This window comes from Vibrio phycocola, assembly GCF_053850235.1.
In genome coordinates, this window is the sequence record NZ_JBSQDJ010000002.1 from 241317 (window position 1) to 256924 (window position 15608).

Annotated in this window: 17 protein-coding genes; 11 read left to right on the forward strand and 6 right to left on the reverse strand. The window is 38.9% G+C overall.

Annotation, left to right across the window (positions count from 1 at the left end; all coding sequences use genetic code 11):
- Positions 1-252 precede the first annotated feature (252 nt).
- From ACWU4D_RS04410 to ACWU4D_RS04430, 5 genes are all read left to right on the forward strand, one after another.
- Positions 253-474: a hypothetical protein gene (locus ACWU4D_RS04410; RefSeq protein WP_456050181.1), complete on the forward strand. Its 222-nt coding sequence runs from the start codon at positions 253-255 to the stop codon at positions 472-474.
- Complete coding sequence (locus ACWU4D_RS04415; protein WP_456050182.1) at positions 464-835, forward strand: hypothetical protein; 372 nt, start codon at positions 464-466, stop codon at positions 833-835. The genes ACWU4D_RS04410 and ACWU4D_RS04415 overlap by 11 nt, the downstream gene beginning before the upstream one ends.
- Positions 832-1176, forward strand: coding sequence for a hypothetical protein (locus ACWU4D_RS04420; RefSeq protein WP_456050183.1), 345 nt, complete (start codon positions 832-834; stop codon positions 1174-1176). The genes ACWU4D_RS04415 and ACWU4D_RS04420 overlap by 4 nt, the downstream gene beginning before the upstream one ends.
- Before the next feature lie 158 nt (positions 1177-1334).
- The gene (locus ACWU4D_RS04425; protein ID WP_456050184.1) at positions 1335-1523 is read left to right on the forward strand and encodes a hypothetical protein; all 189 of its coding nucleotides are present in this window, start codon (positions 1335-1337) and stop codon (positions 1521-1523) included.
- A gap of 2 nt (positions 1524-1525) precedes the next feature.
- Positions 1526-1921, forward strand: a complete 396-nt coding sequence (locus tag ACWU4D_RS04430; protein ID WP_456050185.1) for a hypothetical protein — start codon at positions 1526-1528, stop codon at positions 1919-1921.
- Positions 1922-1981: 60 nt separating this feature from the next.
- On the opposite strand, the gene ACWU4D_RS04435 is transcribed toward ACWU4D_RS04430, so the two are convergent.
- From ACWU4D_RS04435 to ACWU4D_RS04450, 4 genes are all read right to left on the reverse strand, one after another.
- Positions 1982-3082 carry a S49 family peptidase gene (locus ACWU4D_RS04435; protein WP_456050186.1) on the reverse strand — a complete coding sequence of 367 codons (1101 nt, stop codon included), beginning with the start codon at positions 3080-3082 and terminating at the stop codon, positions 1982-1984.
- Positions 3082-3891, reverse strand: coding sequence for a hypothetical protein (locus tag ACWU4D_RS04440; protein WP_456050187.1), 810 nt, complete (start codon positions 3889-3891; stop codon positions 3082-3084). The genes ACWU4D_RS04435 and ACWU4D_RS04440 overlap by 1 nt, the downstream gene beginning before the upstream one ends.
- Before the next feature lie 153 nt (positions 3892-4044).
- A complete protein-coding gene (locus ACWU4D_RS04445; RefSeq protein ID WP_456050188.1) occupies positions 4045-4263 on the reverse strand; it encodes a hypothetical protein in 219 nt (72 codons plus the stop codon).
- A gap of 291 nt (positions 4264-4554) precedes the next feature.
- A complete protein-coding gene (locus ACWU4D_RS04450) occupies positions 4555-6162 on the reverse strand; it encodes a tyrosine-type recombinase/integrase (RefSeq protein WP_456050189.1) in 1608 nt (535 codons plus the stop codon).
- Positions 6163-6660: 498 nt separating this feature from the next.
- Here ACWU4D_RS04450 and ACWU4D_RS04455 point away from each other — a divergent pair, with 498 nt between their 5' ends.
- The 4 genes from ACWU4D_RS04455 to ACWU4D_RS04470 all read left to right on the forward strand — a co-directional run bounded on the left by ACWU4D_RS04455 (position 6661) and on the right by ACWU4D_RS04470 (position 10807).
- On the forward strand, positions 6661-8112 hold the full coding sequence (locus ACWU4D_RS04455) for an FAD-dependent oxidoreductase (protein WP_456050190.1): 1452 nt from the start codon (positions 6661-6663) through the stop codon (positions 8110-8112).
- A gap of 81 nt (positions 8113-8193) precedes the next feature.
- Entirely contained in the window at positions 8194-9027 is an 834-nt protein-coding gene (locus ACWU4D_RS04460) for an HAD family hydrolase (protein ID WP_456050191.1), read from the forward strand.
- A 120-nt stretch (positions 9028-9147) separates the two neighbouring features.
- Entirely contained in the window at positions 9148-10164 is a 1017-nt protein-coding gene (gene galE, locus ACWU4D_RS04465) for a UDP-glucose 4-epimerase GalE (RefSeq protein ID WP_456050192.1), read from the forward strand.
- 46 nt (positions 10165-10210) lie between these two features.
- Complete coding sequence (locus ACWU4D_RS04470) at positions 10211-10807, forward strand: acyl carrier protein phosphodiesterase (protein ID WP_456050193.1); 597 nt, start codon at positions 10211-10213, stop codon at positions 10805-10807.
- Here ACWU4D_RS04470 and ACWU4D_RS04475 read toward each other — a convergent pair.
- Complete coding sequence (locus ACWU4D_RS04475; protein WP_456050194.1) at positions 10786-11523, reverse strand: TetR/AcrR family transcriptional regulator; 738 nt, start codon at positions 11521-11523, stop codon at positions 10786-10788. The two genes, ACWU4D_RS04470 and ACWU4D_RS04475, sit on opposite strands and share 22 nt — an antisense overlap.
- A 77-nt stretch (positions 11524-11600) precedes the next feature.
- Positions 11601-12119 carry an NUDIX hydrolase gene (locus ACWU4D_RS04480; protein ID WP_456050195.1) on the reverse strand — a complete coding sequence of 173 codons (519 nt, stop codon included), beginning with the start codon at positions 12117-12119 and terminating at the stop codon, positions 11601-11603.
- Positions 12120-12364: 245 nt separating this feature from the next.
- Here ACWU4D_RS04480 and ACWU4D_RS04485 point away from each other — a divergent pair, with 245 nt between their 5' ends.
- A complete protein-coding gene (locus ACWU4D_RS04485; RefSeq protein WP_456050196.1) occupies positions 12365-14032 on the forward strand; it encodes an ATPase RavA domain-containing protein in 1668 nt (555 codons plus the stop codon).
- 11 nt (positions 14033-14043) lie between these two features.
- The gene (viaA, locus tag ACWU4D_RS04490) at positions 14044-15489 is read left to right on the forward strand and encodes an ATPase RavA stimulator ViaA (protein WP_456050197.1); all 1446 of its coding nucleotides are present in this window, start codon (positions 14044-14046) and stop codon (positions 15487-15489) included.
- The last annotated feature ends 119 nt before the right edge of the window (positions 15490-15608 follow it).

A 15608-nucleotide genomic window follows, 5' to 3' on the forward strand; every position in this document is an offset into this window, starting at 1 on the left:
TATATATTTTACTGACTTGCTCCTCGACCGCTATCCTACTTGATACTTTTTAACACTCTCTATCACCTCTAACTTTTAGCCCTGCCAATCGCCTTGCTGCCAATGGTGTGGTTAAAAAGTAACCAATTTACTCTATTTTTACCTTGTAAAATCCTCTTTTTCTGCGAATCCCTTATATGACGGGGCTTACCAGCGTTTCTGCCACTGGCAGGAGAGGGTATTTACATTACATTTAACAGGAAATATTACCTTATGAACATCCATGAGGCGGCTCTTGCTGCCACCTACTATGAAAAGACTTTATCTTCACGAGTACGTCATGCTCTCCAACTATTACTACTGAATGAACAAACTTCTCATATTTCTATCATCACAGGCTTATCGAATGAGCATATTCGACAGCTTAAATTTAAATATAAAGACATGTTGAAACAAACTACGGAACTATTGGAGGGCTGCAATAATGGCGAATAATATCAAGGCTAAAACAAATTCATTACAGAGTATTGTTCATGCAACTACCCAAAATGAAACCAAATCGAATGTAGCTATTACAAACGAAATCCCTAATCTAATCCGCTTTCTTTTAGAAGTGGCAGGAGATTCTACTCTTAAGGCTAGTCAACGCATGGCGGCAGTAAAAATGCTTCTAGATCATAAAGACAAGCTAGACGCTAAACTGCTGTCCCAAGTAGATGAAATTAAAAATGTGGCATCGGTCGAAGCAAAGAAAGCGTTAGAAGAAGAACGTGTTTTAGTTAGTGTTGATAGCCAATCAGATATTGAGGCAGCTAAAAATAAATTGAGAGCCACTATGCCGGAGTATTTCCAGTGATTGAGTTACCTATTGTATATAACAAAAACCTACGTCATCAAGAATCTGATTGGCTATGTATCTTATTAGATTTACTTAGTTGTGAGTATGTTGATAAGAGGTTGATTAGCTTATCTAGTGAAGAATCAGACAACGAAATCAGGGAAGCGTTGAAGCCGCATATGCCAATCCTTCAAACCTTGTTTGATTCAATGCAACCTGAATCATTCTATACCTTTATTACTCCAATTCTTGTTGAAGTTAAGGAGCAATACGGGCTAGGTTTTAAGTGGGAAGACGGAAAAAGGAAGGATATTGATTTTGGTAAAACTTTCGGTTCTGTGCTGATGGAAAATGTTTAGTCTTGACAAGATTTATAACAAGTGAAGTGCATATCACGATAAAAATGTGATGAATATCACACATAAATTGTGTAAAGTAATTACAATATAAGAGCCATTAATATTATTAGTGGTAGGTGCATGAGAGTAATGCATCCTCAACCGAAAGGTGAATTATAATGAGTACAGAAAAGCTAGAATATACATTAAAAGCAGGGGTTGGTGGTGCTGGTTTAGGTATCGCTGCTATGGGAGGCGCGTCCTTTTTTATGCCTTTGCTTTCATTAACTACACCTATAGTTATTTCTATTGCCAGTGTAACAGCTTTAATTTTTTCGTGTTATACCTACCAAAAAGCACAAGGTTAATTTTGGCTCAAGATTTTACTTTTTTGATCAACCCTCAAAATACACTTGAATTGATTAGATTTTATTTTGTCTGGATACTTTTATTATTTGTCGTCCATGTTTGTTGGGATAAATACAGCCCTACCTCTTCCACAGATAGTTGGAAGAACTTAAAGAATAAAGTTTCAGAGTTGTATGCAGCCGCTACTGTATCTAGCTCCGCTCTGCTAGGGATAATGTTAGTTACAGGGTTTAAGGAACATCCATTATTTAATAATGATGCTGTTTTGATACCGCTTATATTATCAGTTCTCACTGGTATTATTGTGGGCTTCACTGGATTAGTTCCTAAAGCGGCTATGATTGAAAAAAGTCCAAGCTCTTCGAATAAAGAAAACCCCTCAACCTTAATTGGCTGAGGGTTTTTTTTTCATATCAGTTCTTTGCAAATAGAATTGTGTTGTAACTCTACATTAGAACTAACGTCCGAGTTGTTTACGAACCTTAGCTTCTAATTCTTCTTTCTTGATTTCTGCATCAGTTTTTACACGATGCTTATCAACATAAGCCTTCAATTGTTCAGTACGAGAAAGCTCTTTTACAACCTCCTGAGAAGACGCTGAACTCTTGTTGTTCTTACTATTGAGCAATGACTCTTTAGCAGCATTAAGAGACTGTGAGGGCTGTACAGGAGCTTCTAGGCTAGTACGTGAAAGGGCACTACCTGAGCGGCTTGCTTGAGCTTTAGTAGCAGAAGTTTTTAGATAGTTCTCGAACTCAACAGGACTTTTAACGCCGTCCACTAAATTAAGCGAAATAGCCTTATTTGAACTAAAAACGCCTGCATTCATCGCTTTAATATCATCAACTGAAATCCCACGATGATCGCTCACAAGTGCGTAAAAGTTATCTGCTAACTCCATCACTCTATCGTGTAAGTCAGAGATAAAGCCTTCACGAAATGCCCCGTTTTTATCAAATGGAACTTTACCTTCTGCTGAGGTAATAAATTGGCGTTGATAACCTTCTTTCTTGAGATGTTCACTATCATTAGTCAATGAAACAACACAACCAATTGAACCCACAACAGCATCTTGAGCCATGTAAATTTCACTTGCTGCTGAAGTTAAGGCATACCCTGCTGAACAGCTTTGTTCAGATACATAAGCAATAAGTTTTTTACCTGCTTTATTTGTACGTTTCTTTAGTTCTGATGCTGTATACATACAACTCAGGGCTTCACCGCCTGAACTTGCCACGTCCAAAACAATAGTATTAACAGTGCTATCAGCACAGAGTGAATCAATGTCTTTCAATAAACCTTCGTAACTAACCATTGAGCCACACAGAGCCGCATAAGGACTAGGGCGATACGTTAGCGCCCCATGAATATTGATTGTGGCAACACCATCTTTAACTACATAAGACTTTGTAGAAGGGGACACCAAAGGGGATTCTGTGAACTGCCCAACGTTACGATTATCGAGAAAATCTGATATAGCTTTGAATTGTGATTCAGTGATCATCAGGGGAGTATTTTCAAGACTAGCTTTAGTGAATCTTAATAGTTCGTGAGCCATTATGATTTACTCCATACCGTTTTACGGGTGCCATCCACAGACTTTCTCGAACTTTCATATCCTAGCTCGCTTAGTTTGGTTGTGATTTCTGCATCAGTACCAAGGTCTTGACATACAGCTTTTAACACAGAAAGACTGAATTCTTTATTGTCTTTGAGGAAAGAATCAAACAGATCATTTACTACCGTGGGGACGGCTTCTAATGCGGCAGTTTGAGCGGCTAATGCTGCTTCTTTCGCTTGTTGTTGCATAGATAAATTATAATTTTTAACTTGTTCTTGATGTTTTAGGGTTGCGAAGGTTGTTGCTGATTTAATATCAAGAAGTTCTTTATTTTCTTCTTCAAGTTTCAATTTCATCAAACTAGTTAAACCTTCTCTAATGGATTGCTTACCCTTTGCAATTTCTTCCTCTGGTCGGAGTAATGCGTATGATTTTTGACTATTTGATAACTTAAATAAGTAACTATATTTGTGGTCTTCAATAGGGCGATATCCAAGGTTTAAGTCCTTCGCGACATCGTTAATCATGGTTTGAACACTTTTACTATTAGCCGTGTAGACTTTGATTTTTGATAGGTTGTTGTGAACTACAAACTGAGTCATACGAGAATCAATAGAACAATCTGGACTTGGTGACGAAACTCGATGATTCGAATTTGATTCAAATCTAATGAGATTGTTTTCAATGTGTTTTTCTAACTCTAATTGAACGTCTGAATCTTGAAGTGATTTGAGTTTAATACCGTTGTAATACTCAGTGATTAATTCGTTAACTGTTTGAGGTAGGGTTATTTGTTGATCTGTCATTGTTATTAGCCTTTTTAGTTATGTTCCCGAGTGGGATTAATTGTTTTTAGGAAATTATGTTGTCCGCTAAACGGATAATGTTTACATCACCTTCGATAAGAAGGCATATGTTTATTCTTATTAGAAAGGTGGAACCATAAGCGTCTGCGTGAATTACTGGTCATGGATAACCAACTCTTGAGCGGCGCGTTTATACTTGTAGTAAGCACTTGATATACCAGCGGAACCAAGGTTGATGTTGTACTTACGAGAATTGCGGATGATGTCGTCTAATGTGAAATCTTGAAGAATAAGTTCGATGATTTTTAATGCATTGTTACTGCTTGGGTTTAGCTGTGTGTATAGAACAGCCGCCCGTGATTTATTTGTCATAGGAAAGCCTTTGTTAACCGTATATGTGTTTGTTGCTAAAGAAGAGGAATAGCTTTAAAAGAGACTGATTCTTATATCAGCCTCTAAGGGGTAATTTGTTAATTGATGTAATGAAAATTAAAGAATGTACTAGGCGAAATAAACCCCTAGCAGGAAACTACAAAAACTAGGGGATATCTCATAACGTAAAGAAGACGGCAAAAATAAAGAAGGAAGTTTTTCTTGCTACTATAAATATATTATACCAACTTTCTTTCTTAAATGCAAATGATAATCATTATTATTTAGATTTTATTGGTAATCATAAGACAATTTTTGAAGTGAATCATTTAGAACCTTGATACTTATTTTATCTATATACCTAGCTTTAGTACCTTGGTGAGCATGTCCAACTAATTGTTCAATGTGTAGAGAAGATATATTGTGAGTAGCAAGAGCCGTCATGAAACTATGTCTTAATGAATAGAATGTTAATAACTCACCTCTGTCGGAAAATGCAGGGAGACCAAGTTTTTCAGTTCTTCTAGTAAACCAATTTGTAAGCTGCTGAGACGAGATAAATTCAGTCTTATTTTTAAAGTAATCAAGAATTCCGATATCTAACAATTTTTGATGAATTGGTACATATCTAAATGCATTGTCTGTCTTCGTACCATCGACTTCAAAGTAATATATTCCATCAAGTTGTCTAATCGAATCTTGAGTTAATTTAACTATCTCACCATTTCTAAGACCACCGTACGCCATTATCATTATTGAACTCGTGAAGTTGTCTAAAGGCTTGCAAGTACAATATTTAGTTAACTTCTTAATATCATCACAGCTATAAGCACCTTTACTTTTACCTTCTTTGAAGTTATCAAACCTCATATTTTCCACTGGATTGCTGTTGATAATGTGTCTTTTATAAAAATATTGGAACATTTTACTAATAGCAGTTTTACCCCGTATAAGTCCGCTTGACGTTTTTCGATCATCAGGTACAGATTGTTCGTGAGCGGCTTTTATACATTCTTCAATAGACATTTTCTTGTAGGGAGAATATTTACGCTGTGGATACTGAGTAAGCAGATAAAAAGCGTCATCTATATCATTTGAAGTAATCAAATCAATATGTTTACCTTTGAAAAGATGTAAGAAAAAGTCTTCTAAGTGACGTATTTGTTCGTTACTGGCTTTAGAAGCAATACTCTTTCCTTTAGCGTCTTTGTACAACATCCCGTCTTTATCTTCGATATATTGATTTAAAGCTTCTTCAAATAGAGGGGTTTTAGATTCTATTTGTGCTTGAGGTAAATGATCAATATTAAAGCTCTGTTTAAGTGCTGATAGAGCATTGAAAGCTTGGTTAAAATCATCATTTTGAAGACACTTTTTTAACTTTTCAGCATATGTATTTAGTAAATCGCATTCCGCATTTGATTGAGCATAAACTGGATCAAAACTAAGATCATCTTCAGAAAGTTGTGGTACTTGGTGCTTTGTATTTACTTTGTCTAGCAAAAATTCTTTAAGCGTAGGAATTTTTCGTGTGTACGATGGTTCCCCAACGTGAGAATCAGTCACATTCAAATTATAATATTCAGATTCCTCCGTTACTTTTTGATGAAGTTGGATAGCTTCGCGTCCTTGTTCTGAGCGCGGCAATAGCATTGCAGTTGCAACATTGATTAGTCTTTCCACTTCGTCATCAATTAGTAATTTCAGTATTTCTGCACTCACTCTAACACCCTCTATTTTTTCTTTAACTCTTCTAACAATATTCTGAGCTTGATAACTATCTTTCGTTCTTAACGATTTACGAAAGAGTTTTCTCGTAGTTGGTATTCTCATAGAGAAATAGAATACATCTCCCACTTGTATTATGTATGTAGGTTTGTATGCTAGTTTGTATCTCATAACGGGTTCCCTGTATCATCTGACACAGAAAATCATATAGATTGATTATGCTACAAGTGTTTGACAGTGATCCTCAATGGCATATTGATCTTTGGCTTATAACACCTGTAATAACATTTATCTTATTGATTTTAGTAGTTAAAAATAGTATTTATAAGATGGTTTCATCAAGATATCAACAGCCTTCGATCTAATCGTTCTGGATCTTTTCTCAGTTATCCACAAAATCAGTGGATAAAGTTTGGGATAACTGAAGCAGTGAAAAGATCCAGAATTCAGATAGGCTAAGCAGGGTAACGCTTTGCGACTTGTTAGTATCTTAAGGAAGGTTAAATTCGCTGTTTTATCTACCCCTAGTCAAGGTTTTTTTTAAAAAATTATCTTCTCAGAAATGGGATTATAGTGTTCGATAAAGATAAGTATAAAATGTGATTCAGCTCCCACGTTTTAGACACTATACTAGTGTGATTATCGTTAACGAAGTTGAAGGTTAAGCTATTGAAAACCAAGAATACAAGCGTTACTAATGTCGCTATTGTTGGTGGTGGAGTTGCTGGTGCGACAGCTGCGGTGCACCTTAGTGCGATTGGCGTTGATGTGACACTTTTAGAGCGAGGTTCTGGCTTAGTGGATGGGCCACCAATTTGTCACTTACATGCTGGTGGAAATTTGTATCGTGATATATCGCCTCAGCAATGTATTAAATTACTCAAGCAGTCGATCGATTCAGTCCGACTGTTTCCTCATACTATCAATAAACGTCCAACGGTTCTTGCAATACCAAAGTACGATCCCGGTTCTCCCAATTCTATCATTGAACGTCTTGAAACGATCGTCGCGGCGTATCGAGAATTAGTCGCGAATGATGAAAAAAATAATGTGCTTGGTGATGCTGACGATTACTATAAAGTCTACTATCGTAATGATATTGAAAAGTTTTTGAGTCAAGAACTTTGCACTTCACCATCGACACTTGATGAGTGGATGATCCCTTTCGCCAAGTTTACGGATTTGGAGAAGATCAAGTATCCGGTTGTTATCGTTCAAGAATATGGTTGGAGTGTATTTCGATTAGCGGCTTCCATTGGTCTTGCATTAGAAGAATTTAGTAATTGCCAAGTATTGGTGAATTCTAATGTTATTGATACAAAATTTAATAACGAACACTCTGAATGGGATATTGAGTATGAAAATGCCGAAGGAGAGGTTTGCCATCTTCGGTCTCAGTATTTGATTAATGCTTGTGGGTACGAAACCGGTAACATCGATGATCATATCAAGGCTAAACGGAAACGGATGGTTGAATTTAAATCGGCTTATGTCGCACGATGGGTTGATCATAGTGTTGAATGGCCTGAAGTTGTTTTTCATGGTGAACGTGGTACACCAACTGGAATGGCTCAGTTTACGCCGTATGGAAACGGGGTATTTCAACTGCATGGTATGACACATGGAATTACACTGTTTGAAAAAGGTTTGGTTGCTTCATCTGACCAATCATCCCAACCTGTCTTACCTGATTATTTGCAGGCTAAGTTAAGCGACGGATGGAAAGATATTGCGATTGAAAAGCACACAGAGCGAGCGATTGATTATTTAAGCCAATTTATCCCTCAGTTTGATTCGGCTGTAGTAGAATCGAAACCGTTATTTGGAGCACAACAAATACCGGGTGATGATGAAAGTTTACGTGCTGCAGATGTATCATTTGAAGCAAATAATTATGCTCGAATGGAAGTGGTCAAGGGCTCGTCGGCCTTGGAAGCAGCAGTGAAAATTGTTGAGCAATGGTCACTGGTACCCAAACAGGATTATGGGCAAAAATCAATTGAAGAACTTCACCCGATTTCAATAGGTCTTAGCTCAGAAGTCATAGAACAGTACGCAATTCAGTTAGCGAAGCAGCGCAATTATCCAATCGAACTCGCTCAAGTGAGTGGGCAAGACTAACCTGGAAGATATTGTGTCACTTGTATCGCCTCTGAACCTATATTTTACGCTCTTTGTGAGCATATGTTTAAGGACATTCTTTTGGACGAGTTATTAGTATTTGATTTAGATGGCACATTATTAAATGAAGATGAAAAGCTATCTCCTGCGACATTGAAAGCGTTGGCAAACTTGGATCGTCTTGGTGTTGCTTGGACCGTTGCGACAGGAAGAATGCCACATGGAGCACGCGCTGCTCTGCCTGATGTCGTTTTTAAGTATCCTCAAGCATATAAAAATGGGGTGTTATTGTGGGACCTAAATGAAGACACGGTAATTAGCAAATTACCAATGGATCCAGATGAGGTGCAAGAAGTGTGTCGTTGTTTACATCAAAAAGGGATCAAAGCGTGGATAAACACGATAGATCATGAAAACAACGTCAGTGCCATTATTTCAGGAATCACATCGCAAAGAGAGAAGAAGTGGGCAGAGTTTCTCGTTTCTCAAGGTGTAAGAATTCAAGAAAAACAAGACTATACTAATATTTCTGACCATACGTTGAATATATTTGCAGCATCGACCAATCCGGCTGTAATGGAAGTGGCTGAAGCATTGGCGCATTTAAAAGGTGTTGAAGTTTTTGCGGGTCATGACATGTATCACCAAGGCGGGTATTGGCTTGATATCCATCATTCTAGTGGAACCAAAGGTGACGCTGCAAAGATTATTCAAAAGCAAATCGGAGCGAAGAGAATGGTTTGTTTTGGCGATTCAGACAATGATATCTCTATGTTTGAGCGGGCAGATGAAAGTTATGCCATGGGGCAAGGTTTAGACGAGCTTAAAGCCATTGCAACGGCAACCATTGGATCAAATAAAGATGATGGTATTGCGCACTTTTTGGCTGACCGCTATGGTTTTTCTTTGAGTTAATGTTGAATTATACAAGTTACGAAAAGCATTGTTCAGCGTTTAGAGATTAATATAGAGTTATCAATTATAGGTTTGGAAGCTGTGTAGGTTTACACTCGTGCCAAATTTCAGGAGAGTTAAATGAACGTACTAATTACTGGCGGCATGGGCTATATCGGCAGTCATACATGTATTCAAATGATCGAAGCAGGTATGAACCCTGTGATTCTCGATAATTTATATAACAGTAAATCGTCAGTTATCGCACGAATTGAGAAGGTTTCAGGTAAGCGCCCAGAATTTATCAATGCAGATATTCGAGATAAAGCGGCACTGGTTGAAGTAATGAAATCACATCAGATAGAGTCAGTAATCCACTTTGCAGGTTTAAAAGCCGTTGGGGAGTCTGTCGCTAAGCCTTTGGAATATTATGATAACAATGTAAACGGTACATTGGTTTTAGTTGATGCGATGCGTGATGCAGGGGTGAGCTCTCTAGTATTTAGCTCTTCAGCAACGGTGTACGGTGATCCTGCATCAGTACCCATTACCGAGTCGTTCCCAACAAGTGCAACCAACCCATATGGTCGCAGTAAGTTGATGGTGGAAGAGTGTCTTACCGACTTTCAAAACGCGAATCCGGATTGGAGTATTACTCTGTTACGTTACTTTAATCCAGTGGGTTCACATCCAAGTGGGGAGCTGGGTGAAGATCCTCAGGGAATTCCGAATAATTTAATGCCGTTTGTATCCCAAGTTGCTGTTGGGCGTCGTGAGTTCTTGTCGGTGTTTGGCAACGATTATCCAACCAAAGATGGAACCGGAGTGAGAGACTACATACATGTGGTTGATTTAGCCGATGGTCATATTGCAGCTTTGAATCGAGTTGGTTTGAAGCCTGGGTTACATGTTTATAATTTAGGTACGGGCAATGGCTATAGCGTCTTGGAGATGGTCGAGGCGTTTGCGAAGGCCAGCAATAAACCGATTCCATACCAATTGGTCGAGCGTCGTCCTGGTGATATAGCTGAATGTTGGGCTGATCCAGAGAAAGCTCAACGCGAGCTAGGTTGGAAAGCAAAACGTTCATTAGAAGAGATGACACAAGACACGTGGCGCTGGCAGTCAAATAATCCTAATGGATACCCAGAAGAGTAACTAAAGAAGCCAACTTAACAAAGTTGGCTTCTTAATAGAGAAACCTATGAATTATCTTGCCCACCTTCATATTGCTCAACAGGTTAACAGTAGTTTACTGGGTAACTTGCTTGGCGATTTTGTGAAGGGTGCTCCACCAGAGCAATTGGGGAGCTCGGTTCAACGCGGTATCTTCTTACATCGTCGTGTGGATCAGTTTACTGATAGCCATCCGATTTCGAAAGAACTGAAATTGCTTTTTAAACCTACATCAAGGCGTTTTGTTCCTATAGCATTGGATATGTTTTGGGATCACTGCCTTGCTAAGCATTGGACGCAATATGACTCTACAGAGCTACTTAGGTTCGTGGCTCAATCTGAGAAAACGATAATGCTGGAAAGTGAACATTTAGAATTACCTCTTTCTTTTCAGCAAGTGAGTCAAAAGTTATGGTCACAACAATGGTTGGTGTCTTATCAAGCTTTCGACAATATCACATATGCCCTTGAGCGAATTAGCACACGTCGGCCGCGGTTGGCAGGGTTAACTCAATGTATTTCTGGCTTGGAACAGCACTACGATGAACTAAATAGTCAATTTTCGCATTTTTATCCCGAGGTACTTGAAGAAGCGAAAGCCTATCAATCTCGATTTAATGAATGATACGTGCACTCACGACAGTAAGGGTCAATTGAGTAGACAATTTCATTAAGTGATTTGGGTTTTAGAGTATCGCTCTCAGGAATAGAAAATTTATGACTTATCCATTGATTAAACATGGACCAGTGCAACAATAAATACTGTTCATCATCGCTGGTTTGATCTGTCCAGATTCTATTCATCATTGGTCGCATTGTCGCTGCACTCTGAGCGAATATTATGGTTTGCCATTTTATTTCAGCGATTTCAGTTTGAGATAAACCAAGCTCATTTTCGGTATCCACAATAGAGATGATTTCAGCCTGACGTGATCCCATTTTTTCCATGAAGTGATTAAAGCGCTCGGACTCTTCTCGAGCGACATCTGATAATAGTTGGATAGAAGATGGATAGACAAGATGAAATGCTAAAAGCCGAGCAACAAATTGATAAACACGGTGGGTCGGAGGCAAGTCAGAGGATAAATTATCAACAATCTTGATCGCATATTTTCCGATCAATTCGTCTGCCATATTGCAAATAGAAAACCAAATTTGCTCCTTGCTGCCGAAGTGGTGACGGATCAGGCTGTGAGAGATTCCTGCTTTATCACTAATATTTCTTAGAGATACACCTGCGTAACCGAACTCGCAAAAAAGATCATGAGCGACCTTTAGGATCAGTAATTGTGTTTGTTCAGCATCTTCAGCGCTGCGACGACCTTGTTTTTTTGCCTGCATGTTTGATATCAATATTTAGCTTTTTCTAATTAGTCTTATTTTACTATAAAACGAAGTGTTATATCGGTAATTTAAGTTTAGCTTATTAGGCCGCACAACTTCGCCTTACTTAAACATGCAATGGTTTTTGCATCGTTAATTTCTCCAGCGATTATTTGTTGTTCAATGTCTTTTGGTGAAAGGAAAATGACTTCAATTACTTCATCTTCATCGCATTGACGTTTGAGGCTTGGTGATATTCCTTTTGCAATGTAAAGGTGTTGTATTTCATCGCAAAATCCTGCCAATGGCGTGAGCTTACCCAGGGGCAGTAGCTGATCTGCGCTATAGCCGGTTTCTTCCTCTAGTTCCCGAAGTGCACATGTTTCTGGTGATTCATTCTCTTCAATCGTTCCGGCCGGAAGTTCTATTAACCATTTATTTAGCGATGGTCTGAACTGACGAATAAGCAAAATAGAGCCATTTTCATGGATCGGTAATATGACTGCTGCTCCCGGGTGATCAATTGTAGTGTGATTAATGCTCTGACCGGTTGGAAGAGTGACTTTTTTCTCAACTAATTGAATATTCTTCCACTGATGGATTAGCGTCGTCATTGAGAGCTCTTTTTAATAGGCGAATTTATTAATCACAATACCTTAACTTTGAACGAAAGAGTACTGCCCATAACTTACCGTATGGCCGATTTATAAAAAGGTGATATATATCTCATTCTTGGAATCATAGTTTACAGTTGTTAAGTTAGCGAAGAGATCTGATATAAGAAATAGTAACAAGACAGAGTATGTTGAAACATTTGGTCAACATTTAGGTCGTTAATAAATAATGGTATTGAGTAAAAATGATTTCAGCTGTAACTGCAGACCACACTCACAAAGCACTTTTGTCGGAGCGAATCAATAACCTAGCGAGTGCGCTTGCTGATGGGGTATATGAACGTGAACATACCATTAAGATATGTTTGTTATCCGCATTAGCCGGAGAAAGTGTATTTTTACTTGGTCCTCCGGGAATTGCGAAAAGCATGATTGCCAAGAGATTGATTCAAGCATTTGATAATAGTAGTTATTTTGAATACCTAATGACGCGATTTTCTACACCAGAAGAGGTGTTTGGCCCACTCAGTATCAAAGAGCTTAAAGATAATGGTCGCTACGTCCGCCTAACAGATGGGTACTTGCCGACGGCACAAGTCGTGTTTCTTGACGAAATATGGAAGGCTGGCCCCGCGATTTTAAATACACTACTCACGGTGGTAAACGAAAAGACGTTTAAGAATGGCAACAAGCAAGAACCAGTGCCGATGCGGTTACTTATTTCTGCATCTAACGAGCTCCCCGATGAGGATAGTGGGTTAGATGCACTATATGACCGTATGTTAGTTAGAGTGTTTGTAAATCGAATTCAAAATAAACAAAATTTTAAGTCGATGCTAACAGTGGGTACGTCGCAAGAGGCTCATATTCCAGAAGGACTTGCGATCACTAACGAAGAGTATCAAACATGGCAACATCAGTTGGATAAACTCTCGTTAAGTAGTGAAATGTTTGAAAAGCTATATGGCTTAAAAATGAAATTGGAACGGGCTGCGGAAGACAAATTGCCTGGGCGTGTTGATGAGTTGTATGTTTCCGATCGTCGCTGGAAGAAAGCACTACGTTTGTTAAAAGCGAGTGCTTTTTTTAATGGCCGTGATGAAATGAATCCGTTGGATTTGCTCTTGCTACAAGATTGTCTTTGGAACAGTCCTGAATCGAGGTTGATAGTGCAAGAGGTGATAAGACATTTCGCATTGTATGAGGCTTTTGACCAACAAAAAGTGCGAACTCAAGTCGAAATTTGCCAAGAAGAGCTAGCTGAAATTCAGGTTGAACTTGAGGCCTATCTCGGGCTAGAGCTCTCACAAGAGACGACGAGTGGTTTGATTAAAAAGCAGGTTATGCAAGCGGATTTATCTACGGTAAAACTGTATAAGAAAGGCAATTCATCCGATCTGGTGAGATTAGTATTGCTTCAGAGTGAAATCACAGTAACCGATACTGAAAACACGGATAAGTTCTGCCGCTGGGTTTCTGTCTCTAAATCGGATCTTGAGCGTATCATCCGAGAAAGTGGCGGTGATGCATACGGCTACGTAAACCAAAATTCAGCATTATGTATGCTGCATTTTGATCTTGATTCATCAAAACGTTTAGTTATCCGAGATATCGCTAACCGTTCAGTATTGGTGACTCCTATTACCAATACTAGCTTTGGAGAAGTGGCATTTGTCGGATGGAAAAAGCGAATTGAAACCGCGCAGAAGCAATTGAAAGAAGCCGACGCCCACTTACGTTTGGTCAAAAATACATTCCACGATGCGTTGCCGCATAATTTTATCGACCCTTCGTTGCCTATTGCGATGGAGACGACGATACAACAACTGCAACATGAGCTTGAAAGCTCCATTGCTTCCGCAGAATCGTCGATTACGCGTTTTAATAATTTAAGCAGCTATTTTGCAGAGTAAGGACGGTTACGATGTTGGGTGTTGATGGTATAAATTTAGCAATGATGGTTGCAGAGTCTGGGATCATTGATTCTGCGGTCAATGAATTAATGTCAAAGCCGCAGTTAATGTTAATTGCGGAAAATCAAAATGTGAATCGTTCTGTCCGACAGCAGTTGCTCAAGTGGCAAGGTCAAGTAAAAATGAAAATGACCAAAGTGTCAGAAACTGACAGATTTAAGCAGGAACTTGCGTTGTATCAAGAGGTGATACATTGGAACGAAGCCACATTTCATGCGCAGATCGATAATGTCTTAAAGCCACTTGAATGGCATTCAGCTTTTTATCTTGAAGCAAGATGTTTGCTTGATAATGAAAAAAGTCGCCTCAACCCCATGTTTCCACATTATTTCTGTGAGCAGTGGTATCAAAGTTTATTGAAAGCCGTTCAGGAAGCGCAATTAAGTGAGTTGGAATCAAACAAAGAGAAGATTCTAGAAGATTTGTATCAGCGTATTGAGACCATGCAGACCATGGATACCGTTACCAACAGTGATGATGCTCAGAGTGTCCTGCGATTGTGGAACATGGCTTCGGCAAAGTTAAGCAAAGGCGATGTTTCAGTAATGAAGAAGCACGCGGAATTCTTAAAGAAGCATAAAGGGATTCAAGATATTGCTGAGCAGCTTGGCCGCATGGCTCAAAACCTTGATTGTGATGATGATCATCAATCTCAGGTTGAAGAATTGCAGCTAGTAGAGGAGCATTCACAATTTGCTACCGATGATATTGTTGGAGTTGAAGAAGGTGACGACCTCAATAAGATGCTGCCAAATGAGACCTTGTTTCTTTCTCACCCAGAGCTAGAAGTTGTATTTTACAAGCACTTAATTGATAAGCAGTTAATGAATTATCATATGCAAGGTAAGTCGAGACGTGTGAGAAAAGTAACCACGACGAAAGTGGCTTCTAAGCAGAATGAATTGGATAAAGGCCCTTTCATTGTTTGCATTGATGCGTCTGGTTCTATGCGAGGCTTTCCTGAGCAATGTGCAAAAGCGACGGCTTATGCATTGATGCAAATAGCGCTAGCAGAAAACAGAGATTGTTATGTGATGATCTTTTCTACTCAAATTATCGCTTACCAATTAACCAAACAAGACGGCCTACGCGAGGCGAGTGATTTCTTAAGTTACACCTTTAAAGGCGGAACCGATTTAGAGCCTGCACTTAGCCATTCAGTAGAATTAATGAAACATGATCGCTATGCAAATGCGGATCTCGTGGTTATTTCTGATTTTATAGCACCTAAACAGTCGCCGGAGGTTCTTGCAGAGGTGAAGAGCTTGAAGCAGAAAAATAATCGTTTTCATGCGGTGAGTTTATCGAAATATGGAAATCCACAGCTTATGGCAATGTTTGATCACTGCTGGTCTTATAACCCAAGTTTGATGGGAAGGCTGGTTAAAAAGTGTTAGGCGTATCAATGCGAGGTGTCGGTTAGAGCTTACTAACGTGCTCAATGCTATTTTTGTCATTCTTCATTGTGCAATTAATCAACAAATTAGATAAGTTATCGACATAGACGCATGCTTTT